We start from the raw sequence: 16,102 nt of genomic DNA, 5'->3' as shown, positions 1-16,102 counted from the left end.
GTAATTTAATTTTTTATAATTACTAAAATTCACAAAAAAACAGAGAATAAAAAATTCTCTGTTTAGTATCAATTATTTATTTATTTTTTAATTCTTCAATTTCTTTTTCTACAAATTCTTTTGTCCTAATGTTTAGTTTTTGATAAATTTCTATAAGCTCTCTAGCCTCCGGAGTAAGGGTTGAACCTCCTCCTCCTTTACCTCCAATTCTTCCTACTAAAAGCGTACAATTCAAGTCCGCCTCAGCACGATTTATCATCTTAAAGGCTTTTGAATAGGCCATTCTCATCTCTTTACAAGCTCTATTTATAGACTTATATTCATCTATTAACAAAAGCAATTTACATATCCCGTTACCAAATGAATAATCGTTATTATATAGAGTGATTTTTATATTAACATTTTTTGGAATTTTAAGCATATTTACCTCTAATCTCTATAAGCAAAATAGTAACAAGTTGCTACTATACAGCCACCAATTATATTTCCTATTGTAACAGTAATTAAACTGTATAAAAACGCTCCTGCACTTATATCAGAAACTATAAAAGACATTGAAAGATAGAACATATTAGCAATGCTATGCTCAAAACCACAAACTAAGAACAATATAACTGATATTGCACAGGCAAAGAATTTTGAAACCCCGTCTTTACAAGCATAAGCCATCCAAACGCCTAAGCAAACAAAGATATTACAACCAATTCCTTTAAATAACAGACTTAAAAAACTTCCACTTACCTTTGCAACAGTTATTTTATGTAAAAATCCAAACATTTCAGGAGACATTCCCATTGCTAAATAAACAAGTAAAGCTGTAAATATAGCTCCAACGAAATTAAATATATACACAAATACCCAATTTCTAAACATTTTTGGAAATGTAATTCTCTTTGCAAGTGCCGGTGCGAGCATCAAAATATTTCCTGTAAACAAGTCTGCTCCCGCAACAACTACTGCAAAAAGTCCAAAAGAGAAACAAATTCCTGAAATAAATTTCCCATAAGTCGCATTTAAACTTGCCATTCCTGTATTTACAACAACATAAGAAAAACCACTCAAAGCAATAAACATTCCAGCTAAGAAAGCTAAAACAAACATTCTATGCAATTTGTAATTTGCCTTTCCTTCTCCAATTTTGTATAACGATTCCAGCAATTCTGATTTTCCTATAACGCCCATAGTATCCTCCTAATACAAAAAGAGATTAGCAAAAGCTAATCTCTATCAAAATTATCTTTTCCTAAAATAAGATTTAATAGTTTCGATAATGTTCATAATCATATCTACCTTATCAACTACCATATCAACATTTTCTCTTATATCCATAGTAGTATCTACAACTTGTTCAGCAACAAATCTGGTAGAAGTTGTAATATCCTCAGTCATATCTTTAACATTTTCAAGTGTTAAGCTAACATTTTCAACGCTATCTGTTATATCTTCCTTAGTGTCAGCTAAAATTTCATCACTCTTTTTAAGAATTTCATTTGCATTAGCAATAGCCTTATCAGCATTTTCAATTAAGCCGGGTAATTTTTCAGCACTTGAAACTAAACTTTCTTCACTCTTTTCAAGCATGGAATTTACTTTGCTAAAAACTTTTATCAACTTAACAAAAAAGCAAACACAAGATGCTAAGCAAATTATCGCTACTAAATAAAGAATAACCCTTAAAGTTAAATCTAAATCTATTGTTACCATTTTATCCTCACTATTCTTCTATTTTTTAACTTCAACTTCAACTTCAACTTCAGGAGTAATTTCAGTCATATTTCTATTAGAAAAATTATCGTACTTTTCTACAGCTACTTCTTTAACTTCTTTAGCTTTATCTGCAACAATTTTAACTGCATTATTTACATTTTCATTAACATATTCAACGCTGTCTTTAGTTGCCTTAACAATATCTTCTCTAGTTTCTTTACCGGATTTAGGAGCGAACAAAATACCAACTCCAGCACCAACAGTAGCTCCTGCTACAACCTTCGCAACAGTAGATAATCTTTCTTTTCTTATCTTTCTTCTAACTTCTCTTTCTTTCTCAATACGTCTTTGTTCAATATACTTCGCTAAGCTCATAATAAAAACCCCCTAATCATTTTTTAAAAATCTAAGTTTTCCCTGCCATTTTATAGACCTTCGTAATTGAAGGTGGGCAAACTGTCTTAAATCTCACGGTTTCCAAAAACAAGGCTGCCATCAAAGTAAGAACTCCGTAATCCCTTATTAAAAATGTAGGTATAATTAAGCAGGGAACTCCTAGACAATATTATTATAGCACACTTTAGCCTAAAAGTGTAGTATTAAACAAAAAATTTGTAAGCAAAAAACAGTTCTTGCTTGATGTTTCTCAAGAACAATTAAACATCTTAAGAGCGTTAACTTTCCTTGTCCATCTCTTCTCTTGCAATTTAGGAACCTTCTTTTGTTAAAAGAATTTCTTTATCTACCATATCTTACTCCTAAAAAATAGTAAGCAAAAGACATCTTTTACCACATTACTCAAATTATGGTGAAATTCGGCGGTAAAGTCAAGACATCAGCTTATTACAGGCTATATCTTTTTAATTTTACAAAGTAGTTGTTTGAAAACAAGAAAACTCTCCTTTTGCTCCAGTTCTTATTAAAGGAGTCTTTAACCTGTCTGGAGAGTTCAAAATTTCATCAGAATAAAATCCCCTTAGACATAATGCACTTGGAAAATTCTTTTCAGATTTTTTTATCTTTTTTATTCTACCGTTCTCAATATCCAAAGCCACATGACATTGACCTGGACATATTCCACATATGCCTTCTCTCATATTAATCCCCCTTATTGCTTATGTTAATATGATATCAAATATATATATAAAATAAAAAATCGGAGTTTCCTCCGACTTTTTATTATTTTTGTTTCTTATAAATTTCTGGAATTTTAATGTCGTTTCCAACTTTATTGTCAATTCCATCAATTTCCTTAGCTTTCTTTAACCAATCTTTAAAACTAATACCTATAGGGAATTTTTCATCGATTTTATCTTCTTTTGTAAAATCACTGAAGGATTCTATTCCTGATTCTTTAACAAAGTTAAGATTTACAAATTCATTTAGTTTATCAGTTCTTGGTCTAAACTTTTTATCAATCTTGTATTCATCGTATTGTTTTACAAAGTTATCAATATTTTCTTGATTAAATTCCCAAGTAAGTGTTCTACCTTCTGCAATAGTCTTCATATAGATTGTCATAAGACCAACTTCAGGAGCTGTACCAAATCCATCGGCAAACATCATTGCAGCGTTATATGGATGGTCGTATAAGTATTTAAGTGACATTGCATGTGCTACTAGAAGTCTTTGTGCAACTTCTGGATGTTCCTTTTTGAAGTTTTCATTCATTGCATATATACAGCACATTCCCCAACCATGTTTATGATCATGTTCTTTCTTAGTTTCATCAATTAGTCCGCCCCAACCAACAGCAACAACTTTTCCAAGTCCTTGATATTCACATTGTGATGCAAACGGGTCACAACATGAGAAAGCTGAAATTTTCCCGGATTTAAGTGCCATTGGGCAATCTTTTTGTGACATCTTGATGATTTCATAATTATCCTTTTCAATTGGTAAGCCAAGCTTTGTTGCCCATTTAATCCATTGAGGATTGTTTTCGGGATTTGCAGTTATAGCTAACTTTTTACCAACTAAATCCTTAGGATCTTTAATATCATTTGCAACAACTAAGTAACTAGATCCTCCAAGGTGATTAGCAGCAGCCATAATTATTGGAGCCCCTTCAGATCTTGCATTTAGTGCACCTTCAATACCCATGTATCCAACATGCATTTTGCCTGTTGTCATGGCCTGTGCTATGTTTGTATTATTTGTCTTTGTAACTGTAACATTTAATCCTAAAGCTTTATAAATTCCCGCTTTTTCCCCGATGATAGCTCCTACCATGTGGTCACAGTCATTGTATCCCATTTGAACCTTTAAATTCTTGTCGGCCTCAGGGATTTCTGGCAAGTTATACTTTGCCGCTACAGCCTTTGCATCATAAGCTACTTTTTCAACATTTCCACCTGAACCACCTTTACATGCTGTAAATGGAAATAGCATAGATGAAATAAGTAAAATAGATAAAATCTTTCTTTTCATTTTAAATCCTCCTTTTATTTGATATATCTATATTTTTATTATAAACCTTGAACTAAACTTAAGTGTCAAGATTTATTCATCTAATCCTTCAATATAATGACAAAAATGTCCTTTACAACAACTTACTGTATCTCCTTCTAAAAGATGCTCTATTAAAAGTTTCTTTTCTTGCTTTAATCTATTTATCTCTTTATCAATATCCTCAATCTTTCTTCGCATATGGCTAGTTACATAGCTACAAGTTGAATTCCCACTTCTCTTAAGCATAATAATATCTTTTATTTCATCCAGACTAAAACCTAAATTTCTTGCTTTTTTTATAAAATTTAAATTTTCCACATGGGACTCATCATAATCTCTATAACCATTATCCAATCTTTTAACATCCATTAGTAACCCCTGTTTTTCATAATATCTTATTGCAGAGTCACTAAGTTCCGTTAATTCGCATACCTCTTTAACTTTCATAATATCTCCTTACTTGACCCAAGTAAAAAAAAACTATCAGCATATGCCCATGCCTTCTGAAAATAAATTGTGAAGATGTTTGCCTTCAATTCTAAAGACACCATAACCATATTGTCCCCTTTTTGAACCACTTACAACAAATTCATTTGGCGGACTATTATCTATGTCTTTAATTTCAATTTTTTGATTTTCATAAGGTGCTTTACTTTCTTCTGAAAAATAGATTTCTTTTCCTGAATTTATAGCTACTACTAAATGATTTAGCTCTTTAGTCTTTCTGAAAATAATAATTAGGTCATCTTTGCCGTTGCCTGATACATCTCCAAGCTTACATTTTACAACTTCTTTTCCTGGAAATTTATCATAAAACGCCTGCAACAAGTAATGATCTTTTTCAACTCCAAAGTCGACCTTTTTATATTTTATATTGTTCCTGTATCCAAAATAACCTAAAAGCAAAGCAAGAATTATAATTGAAACCTTTATTAAAATTATGCTTTTGTTTTTTTTTGACTCCATTTTAATTTTCCTTTTTCCTATAATAGTAATTTCTTAATTTAAAGAATGCAGATTTTAAGAAAAAATAAAAAACAATGGCCGAACAAACATACTTAAACCATTCTGGGAATGATAACATCATCTTGTTCGCGTAGTTTATAGCATTTGTAACTTCATCATATTTCATCTGCCTTTGAAAACCTGGCATTAATAACTTATTAGTCATAAATCCGATAAACATAGCGTATGTAGAAATAACCACAGTATAAATCGTTGCCGTTCTCTTTCCAATCATTTTACCAATACTTATTATTTCGGGAATATTTGTTGCTGCTCCTGCCATTAGGAATGTTATTGCCGCCCCGGGAGATGCTCCAGATGCAATTAGTGCTGCAATTAAAGGTATATGACCAACTGCACACACATACATTAAGGACGCAAGCACTGCAACATTCCAAAGCGATAACAGTCCCGGGTCACCTAGATATTTTTGTATAAATGACTCTGGGAAAATTGTTAATACAAAACCTCCAAACAACATTCCATATACAACATACTTACTAAGTGTTATGGCAAAGTCGTTTCTTACCCATTCCATTCCTTCTGATATTTTTGTCTTAATGCTTTTTTTCTTTTCTTCTTCTAAATCTATATGGCTTATCTCTTCTGCAACCATTTCATTTCTAAGCTCTTTACCTGCAACTAAATTGCCTATAATTCCAATTATTATAGGTAATGTAATTCCTGCAAAAATATTGATTAGAGCTAGTTGCTTTCCCAGTAGTCCAAAGCTAAGTATTAATGCCGCAGGGTTTAACACCGGTGACGAAGCTAAAAATGCTAAAGTTGGTCCAGCGTATGCTCCCGAATAGTAAAGACTTATTCCTATGGGAACAGAACCACAGCTACATACTGGAAGTAGCAATGAATATCCAGTTATTTTAAATATTGAGGATATCTTTTTATTTCCCAGTGACTTTTGCAGTCTTACTGGTGAAATTATATTTCTCATTAGACCTGCTATGAATAAACTAATTACAAGCCATGTTGAGGCTCCGTTAAGTAACTCCACAGATCTTAAAATTATCTCTTTAATATAATCAAACATATATTTCTCCAAATTCTAAATCTAAAATATAATCAAACATCTATCTCTCAAAACTCTGAAGTTGACTTCAATGTTGTTTAGAATTAAAAACCGTACCACCGGTTTTAATTCTGTCAAGCTCTTATATAGTTATAACTTGATCTAAATTTGCATCCTTCAAAAGTCCATATAACATAGGGAAACAACCTATATGTGCTCCTTTGATTAGCTTGTCTTCAATTTCTCTTTCATAGACACATTGATCACATGCTAATACTACCATGTCCTTCTCATCAATTAACTTTTGAATTCTTTCTCCCAAGTCGGTGTTGTCTAACAACATAAATGTATTGTCAAAAACAAAGAACATTCCTACGACTTCTGCAACATGTTCTCCAGCTTCCATTTGAGGAATAATCATATCCCTTAAAATCTTTCTGGAATTGCTTGAACTAACAACATAAGCTACTCTCATTTCAATACCTCACTATAAAATATTTTTTTGCCTACTTTAAAAGCCTCATCTAGACTTAATCCATAGGTTATTTCATTGTCTAATTCATTGTCTACAAAGTAACCCTTCATCTTTTTTTCATCCAGAAAAAAGTTCATTACGTTTCAGCAAGATGCTGACCAATCATCAAACTTGTTTAAATCCACATGGATACAATGAATATCTGGACTGCTTTTATAAACAATCTCCCCATTTTTTACCACTACTTTAATCGGTTCTCCACTGGTAGAACATACGGAATCAATTTCCAAGTCCTGCCAGAATGTAAAATAGGATCCAAGAGAGTCTATGGCACACATTGAGTAGTACTCTCTTCCATCTTCCAATGTAATGTGATGTGATGTTGGGAGCCCTGAAACTGGATATGCAAATTGTATCTCTTTGTCTTCCTCGTCTAATATTAGCTTCCTCTTTTTTATCAAACTGTCCAGCGTTTTAAACTTTGAACATTTTGAAATCGGAAGTGTTCCTCCTTCATCCACCATAAGATTTAAAACACCAATTCTGTCTTTGCGTTCTTCAGGTGTTAAAATATCTTCATTACATTCAACGTCTTTTATATCAATAGATGTTTTCATTATTTATTTTCAAAATTCACCTCCGTTTCTTTCTTTTTTCTACTACCTGCTTCAATAAATTTATTAGATAAAAGCCCTACATATTCTTTGAATTTTTCATCCTCTGGATTTCTCGGGCTATCTAATTCTATTTTTTCATTAAGAATAATCTCTCCATGGTTTGTAGACATTAAAATTACTCTATCAGATAAATAAATCGCTTCACTTACATCATGAGTTACTATTATAACAGTAAGATTTTCTTTTCTAAATATATCAAGCAACTCATTTTGTAGGCTTTGTCTCATTTCAATGTCCAGAGCTCCTAGAGGCTCGTCCATTAAAAGTATTTCCGGTCTAACTGCCAAAGCTCTTACTAAAGCAGTTCTCTGCTTCATACCTCCAGACATTTGATGAGGGTAGAGATTTTTATACTCTTTAAGTCTAGAGATTTCCAGTAGGTAATCCAGTCTTTTTCTCTGTTCTTCTACACTCATCTTCGCCTGTTTCATTGGGAAGAGAATATTTTTTTCAACGGTCTTCCAAGGATATAGTGCATAATTTTGAAACATAAATGCCTTGTCTGGACCAGCTTTTGTAACTGGTTCTCCATTTAAGAGGATAACCCCGCTGTCTTGCTTTTTAAAACCCGCAATTGTGGTTAACATTGTTGTCTTACCACATCCTGAAGGGCCAAGTAATGTTACTATTTCTCCCTCTTTAACATTAAAACTTATATTGTCTAAAACTATTCTTGTTCCTTGATCTTCTTCAAATCCCTTACATATGTTTTTTACTTCTAGTTTCAACTTATGTACCTCCATGCGGTAAGTTTTTTATTTAATAAAAGTAAAAACCTATCCAAAATAAATCCAATTAATGCTGATAACATCATAAGCGCCAATAACCTATTGGTCTGCATCATTGACTGTGCTTGCATCATTTCATAACCGATACCTGCACTTGTCGCGATGAACTCAGCTCAGATAACGGACATCCAGCCAGCGCCTATGGCAAGTCTTGCTCCTACTAGAATATGAGGCGTGGACGCTGGAACAACTACATTTATAAATGTACTTCCCTTTGAAGCACCCATACTCTTTGCCGCATTATAATAATCCTTATCTATTGATGCAACTCCTGAAGATGTATTCATAATAACTTGAAACACCCCATTAAGTGCAATCATAAATAGTGTTGGGCCCTCTCCAATTCCTAACCAAATAATTGAAAGTGGAACCCACGCCATCATGGGTATTTGCCTTAGGGAGTTTACAACACCACCCAAGATTCCTTCAAATATTTTTGATAGGCCCATGGCCATTCCTATTGGAACTCCTACAAGAACTGCTATAAGCCATCCTTTAACTACCCTTGACATTGTTATTCCTATATTTGTCATAACTTGTGAATTTGTAATGTTAGAGTAAAATTCTGTAAAGGTAGATTTTGGTGTTGGCAATAACAGTGGTATGCCTACTTTGGTTGAGGCAATTTGCCAAACTATAAGTAAAAGAATTACAAAGCCAAATGTATATAATTTTTGTTTAAAATCATCTGACTTCATCATTTTTTTAAATCTATTTCCTTTAATTTTACCTTCCATATTTCATCCCTCCTTTCATCTTTTCCAAACTTAAACTCAAAATAATCTGGATTTGGATTTTTATTATATTCTAAAACCATTTTATTATAAGCTTTTAAAAACTTTTCAAATTTTTTATCCTTAAGAATTTTTCTATTTGCTATTATTACATTTGAACCATAATCACTGTCCGATACATTTTCAATTTTACCTTCCAAATAGGAATTAATCAGTGCAATATCAATTACATATCCATCTATTTGACCACTTTCATAGGCGTAACCAAAACTATGCGGACTCATATATTCAATTTCTGCATCAGCATATTTTTCTTTAATAAACTCTGAAAGATAATTTTTATTGCTCGTCAGTCCTATTTTTTTTAAGTTGTTATCTTTTTTAATTAACACATCTGTATTTTCAGTTACGGTTCCAAGCAAAACAAAATCATCGCTAGCTTCTATGAATTTATCTGCGGCGTCAGTACATATTATCGCCACATCATAAACATTTGATTTCAATGACCATTGAGCTGTTGGTGCTCAGCAGTCCTTTAAGTAGTACGGCTCAATTTCAAAATCAAATCTGTTTTGACTTATAACTTTTTTTAAAATTGATCCTGCCATATCATCTCCAGCGCCAATCCTTAAAGTTCCCGTCTCTTCTCTCTTAGGAAAAATAAATATTAGAGCTACAATTCCGACTATTGAAATGATTAATAAAAAATTAATTAAAAATCCACTATTTTTTTTATTCATTTAAATCATCAACCGCCTGAGCAATCTCTTTTCTTATGTTCTTTACACTCAATCTAGTTACTTTCTTTTTTTCGTTAATAATCATGGTTCCTTGAAATACCATTCCATATTTTTTTAAAGCCTCTATGTCCTTGCCTTGACTATAAAGTTTTACTTCAACTTTATCCCCAAATTCTTTTGCCACATCCTTGACATTTCTCCCTATGGAGTCGCAACTTGGTCAAGTATTAATAAATTCAACAAGTACCTTATTCAATTACTCACTCCTTCTAATAACAATAATTTTCTATTTAACAATTATACCATTAAAAATAAGAAAAATCAATATAAAAATGACTTTAATTTGTAGGTCAACAATATATGTGAAAAATAGAATATCCTGTATAATTAAAACAGCAAATAAATTAACTAGAAAGGAACTCTCTTTTGAAGATATTACAGAATATAATATAAATAAGGAAGTAAAATATTATACCGAAAAATCTACCGAGTTTGCTATTGAATGCATAATTGAAATATAAACTGATTATGATGATATAAAACATATTTAAGTCATTGGATTTCAAAGTCAGCTCTTATTGAAAAAAAATAAATCTATTAATAAAAAACTTAAAAAAAGGCAATATATTATATTTTAAATCCAGATAAAACAAACGATAAATTTTTATCATCTACTTTTATGTGTAGTAAAGATTTTGCAAGTGAAGAAATGTTACAAACAATAAAAGAATCTAACTCAAAAGCAACAGTTTTAGCTAGGCATTTAATTAAGTCTTTTGCTCCAGGAGAGGTTAATCCTATAAAAGCTCACGAAATAGGAATGGAATTATGTAAGAAAATTTTAAAAGAAGATTATGAGTTTGTACTTGCAACTCATATCGATAGAGGACATATTCATAATCATATAATTTGTGCGTCCATAAGGTACGAAGTAAATCCATTTTAGCAAAATAGTAGAAAGGTAACGGATATTATAACTAGATACCGCACTGATAAAGACTTTGGTATAAGTTATACAGATAAAAATGGTAATAATAAAACTCGTTTACTTCGGAAAGACAGCTTGGTTAGAAAAGGATTTCCCCAATGTGAAAATGCTGATGTGATTCATAAGCAAAAATTCTATCTTAAGAAACCAACGCTAGGTTTAAGATTGAAAAATAATAAATGTGAATGGTGCGGGAAAGAAAATAACAATCTAAAAGTGTATCAAGTAAAAAAAGCTTAAAGACTTAACTGATAAATATGCTTGGCATGTTTTTATGAAAAGCATTAATAGAAAAACTCTAGTAATTTGTAATGAATGTTTTGAAAAAATTAATAACTCAAATGAAGAATAAATGGAAAGCCGTATCCATCGAGAGGTGTACATACGGTTTGGAGGCGAGTATCTAAAAACCTACATTAGAAATAATGCAAGTCGTTAGATACTTAGCCTACTATATGACCAATTATTGCACCAATTATTTTATTTCCATCGACAATTACATTGCCGAAAAATTTAGGGAAATCTGAAATATCAGTTAAGGATTCCGGGGTTGTTTCTACTGTCCATTTATTATTCCAAGGTGGAGCATTATAGACACTTACCATTAATTTTGCTAATTCTTTTAAATCTGATTTTGATATTTTTCTAATTTCCGTAGCTAATAAAGTTCATTCAATTTTTCATTATATAAAAATATTTTTTATATAGTCTCCTATCCTCAATATAAAGAAGTTAACAAGATCTTTGCTTGTTTCGGTTTAATTGCAATATCCTACCTATTTTCTACCAATGAACAACATTGAACCTGCAAGGCTTAAAAACTTAGCTTCTCTATGTCCGACAAACATTCCGTTTGTTGTGTCTATTAGTTTTATATCTTTGTATCCTTCTTTTTTAAGTTCTTCGATAAATTTATCCATATCTCCATATCTTGACTTACTCATCAAATCATGAATAACAAAAACGCCACCTTTTTTAAGTACGCGAAAAGTTTCTAGTAAAAGTTTTTGTTTGTTTTTCCCTGTAATATTGTGATAAACGTAGTTGCTTGTAACAACATCAAAACTTTCATCTTCAAAAGGAAGCTTGAGCGCATTTCCAACTTCAAATCTCGCGTTTGAAACGCCTTCCACCTTTGCGTTGTCTTCACAAATCTTTTTAGAAAACTCCCCTTTATATGATCCACTCCAAATATCGCAACCCACCATGGTCGCTTTTGGATTTCTTTTTGCACATGCTATGGTAAGTGCACCGCTACCACATCCTACATCAAGTCCAACTCCACCGTTCGGTATCTCAACATATTCTGCGACGCCTTCTGTAATAGTTTTGGCGAGTTTCCTCTTGCCCCTATAGTCAAAGGCTCGATACATAAAGGAAAGCATAATTGAGAAAAATAGAAATATTAAGACTCCAATTCCTAAAATAATTTCACAGATAATCCTAGCAGTTCCGCTAAGAACAAGGTCTGTCCCCGCAAAAATTATAAAAAGAATAAAAGTAATTACGGTTCCTACGATAAAATTTCTAAGTAAACTTACAGGAACCCAGTTTCTATAATCAGGCTTTGTTTTCTTGTTATCAATAAAATTTAATTGTTTCATAAACATTTCTCCTTTAAATAATAAATTTTATAAAATTCCCCTTTATCAACTAAAATAATGATTCTAACCCTTTACTTTATAATCTTATAAATTCATATTAGTATGGTTTATCAATAAAGATAAGTAGTAAATAAAATATATTATGTTAAGCCAACCTCCACGAATAATCATATGTAGTCCTTTTGGCAATCTACCAGCAAGAGGAGTAAAAACTAAAAGAAATATGGGTGTAAATAAGGCCTGCCTCCTTTTTATGTTAAGCAATATTAATTATCAACTCAATTATAGCATATAATACAGATTCCTTTCAATCACATAATTTACTGCGTCAAAACGAGCAAAAAAATAATCTTCCAGTCCTAAGGCGGGTTTAACAGACTCTATTTTACAATACACAGTTGATATACTCTCTACCTTTTCCATATCCTTTCGAAAGAGCAAAATTTACAACTTGAACCTCTTCATCACTTCTTGTAAAAGTTCCAAAAGTAGGTTCTTTTAACAGATTGGCATTAATATTAATCATTTATTTATCCATGTTTTCATTCCTTTTATCAATAAAAAAAGAGAAGTATCGGCATTTCTACCTTTACTTCTCTAATACATATTATTAAATTTCCCAAACATCATCTGGAATTTTAAATCCTTATTCAAAAGTTATATTTTCTTTTAACTGATTTTCAATATCTCTTTTGCCATAGATAATACGATATATTTTTACAAGTTTCTTTTCTTCATCAGGTATATAAAACACTAAATAATTATCTACCGTCAAAAATCTAAGTCCTAATGATTTCCAATCGTTATGCTCACATAAACGACACCTCATTGGCATTTCATCAAGAGTTTTAATTGCTGATAATATTCGGTTTGATTGTTTTTCAATAATTCATCAGGAGAATCATATACGCCAAAATCCTGCTTAATTCCCTCGCTTTGTATATATGTGTTGTTTCTATCAAAATCAACTATCGGATGCTGAAAGTCTTTTACCGCCACCCCGTAATCGCAAAACACACCTGTGCAGTTTGCAAATTTTTTCTGCAAATTAGATAGGTATTTTTGATCCAGTATAAACGCCTCTAATTCGTACCGTTTATCTTCAAAAAAACACTTCAACCCAACTGTGTAATATATTTCGAGGGGCGTTTTTGTAGATGAAACCGCTCATTGCACCTTTTTGCAGTTGTTTATCTATCGTAAATCCATGCACCCGACAAGGAATTTCGCAGGCACGGAGCAATGCCATGAAAAGAGTTCCTTTTGTGTTGCACTGACCATAGCCGTCTTTAAGAACTTTGGATGCAGGTATATTGTCATCAGCATTGTATCCAAATTCAACATCGTCTCTTACAAAGTTATAAATAGATCTAAGGCGGTCAAATTTATCTTGTTCTTTCCAACGCTTTACCTCTATTAGTTTTTGAATACTCGGATTTGAAAAATCCAGCATTGGGGATTCTTTTAAGTATTGATTCATTTTTCTGCTCCTTCGCAAATTCTTAATTCATTATCTTATTTCACTCGATTCATATATCAAATCATACATATGAAAATCATCCCCACAATTACGCATTCTGTCTAATCTCATTTCAAAATGTTGGTATTTTAGATTTTTATCCATATCATCTGTGTCAAGTATAACCGGCACATTTTTTTCTTTAGCAAGTGCATAAACAAAAGACATCATTTTTCTCATATATCCCTGCCCCTGAAATTCCGATCTAACCGCTAATACTTCTATTTTTACAAATTTTCGCTTTGCTTTACGCATTCTATATTCGATAGTACCACCATCAGAAAAACATGCGTATATGAAGGATTTCATGTTTCTCCATCCACCAAGAGCTTTTTTTTCAGCCAATATCATCTTAATGCCATCGCAAAAACTAATTCTTCCGACACCTTCTCCTGATAATATAAGATAGCCCTCTCTATTTTTTGATGTGGTATAAAGCAATCCACTATTGTATGATGCCTGAACAATTGCATTAATATATGTGAACATATCATCTCGATTCGGGATATATTTGAGCAATCCCTTATCATTGATGCTATACTTATAATCAATAAATGCATTTGCAATATGTGTTGATATGATTTCAATTTCTTTTTTTGATAATTTATCTAACTTTTGCACTAATAATCATCTCCTTCTTATTCCTCATATTCATCATCAAAAGAGAATACATCGTTGGGTGTACAGTCAAGTGCTTTACATATTCTCTCCAAATTTTTAAGTGTTATAGGCTTATTCTTCCCCATACCTGCCATAACATTAGTTGTAAGCTCTGCCATAGCTATAACATCTGTTTTCTTTCTACCGCCTTTCGCAAGTCTTATAGCTATTCATTGAATAACGCTTTACCATTTACATATTAAAGTTTCAAATTCTTATTGTTCAGCATTCCGCCAAACATTGTATGATACATATCCTTGGAAGATTCCTCTATCTTTGTAATACTTGATATTTTATTTCCTGCATCTTTTGATGAAGCTCCGCAAAGATAAAAGGCTTCATTTTCTGTTCCATAGTCAATGGCAATATATCTATCATGATACTTTTTACCTGCAATTTTTATCTTCAAATTGATATTAGGGTAATCTTTTCTAAAATCGTTTAGGATATTTTTTGTAAGCATATCCTTGTTTTTCACATTGTCGCTAAATACTATAACCTCAATATTGTCTTTTGCAGCCCTTAATAATTCCAAGGTTTTCAAACCTATATAGTTATCTATAACATAAATGCTTTCCTTTGCAGACTTATATATTTTTGTATAAGCAACATCTGCTTCAATCTTATCTCCATTCATTAAAAGGAAATGCTTGTAAGTGTCTGGATCTATAAAATTATCCATCACCTTTTTCAAATCTTCTTTTGTAGCCATTTGCGACTTTATTTCAGCTATATCCTTTGTATTTTGATTTGTCTGTACTGCTATTTGAACTAATTCTTTTGAACCGATAAAATCTTGGTTTTCTATGATAAAATCTTTCATTTGCTTAAATGTTCTAACTAAAGCTCTACTTTGCCTAACAGCAAGTTCACCTCTTAGTACAGTCATGAGCATATAGATTCCTTGTTCTGTAAATGCATAAGGATTGTATTTAATATTACTTCCTCTACCAGTCCCTCTGTTCAAGGTGAAATTTTTGCACCTTGAAAGTTCTACCATTTCTTCGTCCGTTAATTGGAACATGAAGTCTTCACCTTCAAATTTTTCTGCGTTGTTTTTCACCTGTCTATTAAAGTTTTTAGTTTCATACCCATATATTTCGGCTAAATCTGAATCAAGCATTACTTTTTGCCCACGAATAAAATATATTTTTTCTTGTATAGTTTTATTATCCACAATAACTATCTCTTTATTTTCTTCTGCCATGAAATGCACCTCCAACATTATCTAAATTCTTTTCCAATTCGCCACGCACTGAGTAGCTTTTTGAATAAGTCTTATATTTTTTTGTATTTTTCTACTCCACCTTCAGCTTTTCCGATGTGTTCTACATTTTTTACAAGTCTCTTATTTACATTTTCATAAAACCATCTACCAATCAATGCCGGCGGTGTTGCGATTAACTCTCTCAAAACAAATTCTTTGCCTTTCGGTAAAGAACTAATTTTGTTTAATAAGGTAGTATATAGGTCAGCATAGCTTGTATTTTCTTGTAAACTGCTACACTTACAATATTCAGTAACGCTTGGGAAACCTCCCTCTATTGCTTTTTTAGTTAAAATTTCAAGTTCTTCATCGGTTACAGTAAATTGAATTCGCATTTATATATTCTCTCCTTATAACTGAGTTTATTACCATATCATTGTCATTTTATCATAAATACGATATTTTTCCCATACTGCAATTTTAAACCTTATTTTACACTTAGCTATAGTCTGATACCTAT

General features: G+C 31.8%; 24 protein-coding genes and 3 pseudogenes. 2 read left to right on the top strand and 25 right to left on the bottom strand.

The window, feature by feature from the left end:
• Positions 1-76 precede the first annotated feature (76 nt).
• From HMPREF3181_RS06515 to saoT, 16 genes are all read right to left on the bottom strand, one after another.
• Positions 77-421: a winged helix-turn-helix domain-containing protein gene (locus HMPREF3181_RS06515; RefSeq protein ID WP_068474745.1), complete on the bottom strand. Its 345-nt coding sequence runs from the start codon at positions 419-421 to the stop codon at positions 77-79.
• An 8-nt stretch (positions 422-429) separates the two neighbouring features.
• Positions 430-1,182 (bottom strand): formate/nitrite transporter family protein, encoded by a 753-nt coding sequence (locus HMPREF3181_RS06510; RefSeq protein WP_068474742.1) that lies wholly within the window; start codon positions 1,180-1,182, stop codon positions 430-432.
• A 51-nt stretch (positions 1,183-1,233) separates the two neighbouring features.
• Entirely contained in the window at positions 1,234-1,704 is a 471-nt protein-coding gene (locus tag HMPREF3181_RS06505) for a hypothetical protein (RefSeq protein WP_068474739.1), read from the bottom strand.
• 18 nt (positions 1,705-1,722) lie between these two features.
• The gene (locus HMPREF3181_RS06500; protein ID WP_068474736.1) at positions 1,723-2,082 is read right to left on the bottom strand and encodes a YtxH domain-containing protein; all 360 of its coding nucleotides are present in this window, start codon (positions 2,080-2,082) and stop codon (positions 1,723-1,725) included.
• Positions 2,083-2,573: 491 nt separating this feature from the next.
• Positions 2,574-2,804 (bottom strand): hypothetical protein, encoded by a 231-nt coding sequence (locus HMPREF3181_RS06495; protein WP_068474733.1) that lies wholly within the window; start codon positions 2,802-2,804, stop codon positions 2,574-2,576.
• Between the two features lie 82 nt (positions 2,805-2,886).
• Complete coding sequence (saoX, locus tag HMPREF3181_RS06490) at positions 2,887-4,137, bottom strand: ABC transporter substrate-binding subunit SaoX (protein WP_068474730.1); 1,251 nt, start codon at positions 4,135-4,137, stop codon at positions 2,887-2,889.
• Positions 4,138-4,209: 72 nt separating this feature from the next.
• Positions 4,210-4,605, bottom strand: coding sequence for a MerR family transcriptional regulator (locus HMPREF3181_RS06485; RefSeq protein ID WP_068474727.1), 396 nt, complete (start codon positions 4,603-4,605; stop codon positions 4,210-4,212).
• Positions 4,606-4,641: 36 nt separating this feature from the next.
• Positions 4,642-5,124, bottom strand: a complete 483-nt coding sequence (gene saoC, locus HMPREF3181_RS06480) for a Cys-Cys-COOH (seleno)protein SaoC (RefSeq protein ID WP_068474724.1) — start codon at positions 5,122-5,124, stop codon at positions 4,642-4,644.
• A 1-nt stretch (position 5,125) separates the two neighbouring features.
• On the bottom strand, positions 5,126-6,211 hold the full coding sequence (gene saoE / locus HMPREF3181_RS06475; RefSeq protein ID WP_068474721.1) for an efflux transporter SaoE: 1,086 nt from the start codon (positions 6,209-6,211) through the stop codon (positions 5,126-5,128).
• A 121-nt stretch (positions 6,212-6,332) separates the two neighbouring features.
• The gene (gene saoD / locus HMPREF3181_RS06470) at positions 6,333-6,665 is read right to left on the bottom strand and encodes a DsrE-related protein SaoD (protein WP_002840428.1); all 333 of its coding nucleotides are present in this window, start codon (positions 6,663-6,665) and stop codon (positions 6,333-6,335) included.
• Positions 6,662-7,282, bottom strand: a complete 621-nt coding sequence (gene saoL / locus HMPREF3181_RS06465) for a MerB-like organometallic lyase SaoL (protein WP_369817075.1) — start codon at positions 7,280-7,282, stop codon at positions 6,662-6,664. Before saoL ends, saoD begins: the two co-directional genes overlap by 4 nt.
• On the bottom strand, positions 7,282-8,070 hold the full coding sequence (saoA, locus tag HMPREF3181_RS06460) for an ABC transporter ATP-binding protein SaoA (RefSeq protein ID WP_156436002.1): 789 nt from the start codon (positions 8,068-8,070) through the stop codon (positions 7,282-7,284). The genes saoL and saoA overlap by 1 nt, the downstream gene beginning before the upstream one ends.
• A complete protein-coding gene (saoP, locus tag HMPREF3181_RS06455) occupies positions 8,067-8,867 on the bottom strand; it encodes an ABC transporter permease subunit SaoP (protein WP_369817074.1) in 801 nt (266 codons plus the stop codon). Before saoP ends, saoA begins: the two co-directional genes overlap by 4 nt.
• A complete protein-coding gene (locus HMPREF3181_RS06450) occupies positions 8,828-9,367 on the bottom strand; it encodes a substrate-binding domain-containing protein (protein ID WP_068474713.1) in 540 nt (179 codons plus the stop codon). The genes saoP and HMPREF3181_RS06450 overlap by 40 nt, the downstream gene beginning before the upstream one ends.
• Before the next feature lie 21 nt (positions 9,368-9,388).
• Complete coding sequence (locus HMPREF3181_RS06445) at positions 9,389-9,604, bottom strand: hypothetical protein (protein WP_068474711.1); 216 nt, start codon at positions 9,602-9,604, stop codon at positions 9,389-9,391.
• On the bottom strand, positions 9,597-9,860 hold the full coding sequence (saoT, locus tag HMPREF3181_RS06440) for a thioredoxin-like (seleno)protein SaoT (RefSeq protein ID WP_308577102.1): 264 nt from the start codon (positions 9,858-9,860) through the stop codon (positions 9,597-9,599). The genes HMPREF3181_RS06445 and saoT overlap by 8 nt, the downstream gene beginning before the upstream one ends.
• Positions 9,861-10,226: 366 nt before the next feature.
• On the opposite strand from saoT, the pseudogene HMPREF3181_RS06435 reads away from it, so the two are divergent.
• Positions 10,227-10,535 (top strand): annotated as a pseudogene (locus tag HMPREF3181_RS06435) (relaxase/mobilization nuclease domain-containing protein); the annotation flags it as partial.
• A 298-nt stretch (positions 10,536-10,833) separates the two neighbouring features.
• Positions 10,834-10,944: pseudogene (locus tag HMPREF3181_RS08130) on the top strand (hypothetical protein); the annotation flags it as partial.
• A gap of 91 nt (positions 10,945-11,035) precedes the next feature.
• Here HMPREF3181_RS08130 and HMPREF3181_RS07600 read toward each other — a convergent pair.
• From HMPREF3181_RS07600 to HMPREF3181_RS06400, 9 genes and pseudogenes are all read right to left on the bottom strand, one after another.
• Complete coding sequence (locus HMPREF3181_RS07600) at positions 11,036-11,197, bottom strand: hypothetical protein (RefSeq protein ID WP_197415938.1); 162 nt, start codon at positions 11,195-11,197, stop codon at positions 11,036-11,038.
• A 171-nt stretch (positions 11,198-11,368) separates the two neighbouring features.
• The gene (locus tag HMPREF3181_RS06430) at positions 11,369-12,196 is read right to left on the bottom strand and encodes a class I SAM-dependent methyltransferase (RefSeq protein ID WP_068474702.1); all 828 of its coding nucleotides are present in this window, start codon (positions 12,194-12,196) and stop codon (positions 11,369-11,371) included.
• Positions 12,197-12,590: 394 nt separating this feature from the next.
• Positions 12,591-12,722, bottom strand: a pseudogene (locus HMPREF3181_RS07875) (single-stranded DNA-binding protein); the annotation flags it as partial.
• Between the two features lie 120 nt (positions 12,723-12,842).
• Complete coding sequence (locus HMPREF3181_RS06425; protein WP_068474699.1) at positions 12,843-13,025, bottom strand: type II toxin-antitoxin system RelE/ParE family toxin; 183 nt, start codon at positions 13,023-13,025, stop codon at positions 12,843-12,845.
• Between the two features lie 273 nt (positions 13,026-13,298).
• Positions 13,299-13,676: a transglutaminase-like domain-containing protein gene (locus HMPREF3181_RS07990; RefSeq protein WP_231723275.1), complete on the bottom strand. Its 378-nt coding sequence runs from the start codon at positions 13,674-13,676 to the stop codon at positions 13,299-13,301.
• Between the two features lie 30 nt (positions 13,677-13,706).
• Positions 13,707-14,336 carry a GNAT family N-acetyltransferase gene (locus HMPREF3181_RS06415; protein WP_068474698.1) on the bottom strand — a complete coding sequence of 210 codons (630 nt, stop codon included), beginning with the start codon at positions 14,334-14,336 and terminating at the stop codon, positions 13,707-13,709.
• A gap of 17 nt (positions 14,337-14,353) precedes the next feature.
• Positions 14,354-14,545 carry a helix-turn-helix domain-containing protein gene (locus HMPREF3181_RS06410; RefSeq protein ID WP_068474696.1) on the bottom strand — a complete coding sequence of 64 codons (192 nt, stop codon included), beginning with the start codon at positions 14,543-14,545 and terminating at the stop codon, positions 14,354-14,356.
• A 29-nt stretch (positions 14,546-14,574) separates the two neighbouring features.
• Complete coding sequence (locus tag HMPREF3181_RS06405) at positions 14,575-15,582, bottom strand: ORF6N domain-containing protein (protein ID WP_068474694.1); 1,008 nt, start codon at positions 15,580-15,582, stop codon at positions 14,575-14,577.
• 71 nt (positions 15,583-15,653) lie between these two features.
• Positions 15,654-15,977, bottom strand: coding sequence for a hypothetical protein (locus HMPREF3181_RS06400; protein WP_068474691.1), 324 nt, complete (start codon positions 15,975-15,977; stop codon positions 15,654-15,656).
• Positions 15,978-16,102 lie beyond the last annotated feature (125 nt).

It is taken from the genome of Parvimonas sp. KA00067 (genome assembly GCF_001553085.1).
In the GTDB taxonomy this organism is placed as follows: domain Bacteria; phylum Bacillota; class Clostridia; order Tissierellales; family Peptoniphilaceae; genus Parvimonas; species Parvimonas parva.
This window is presented reverse-complemented; position numbering and strand designations above follow the sequence as displayed.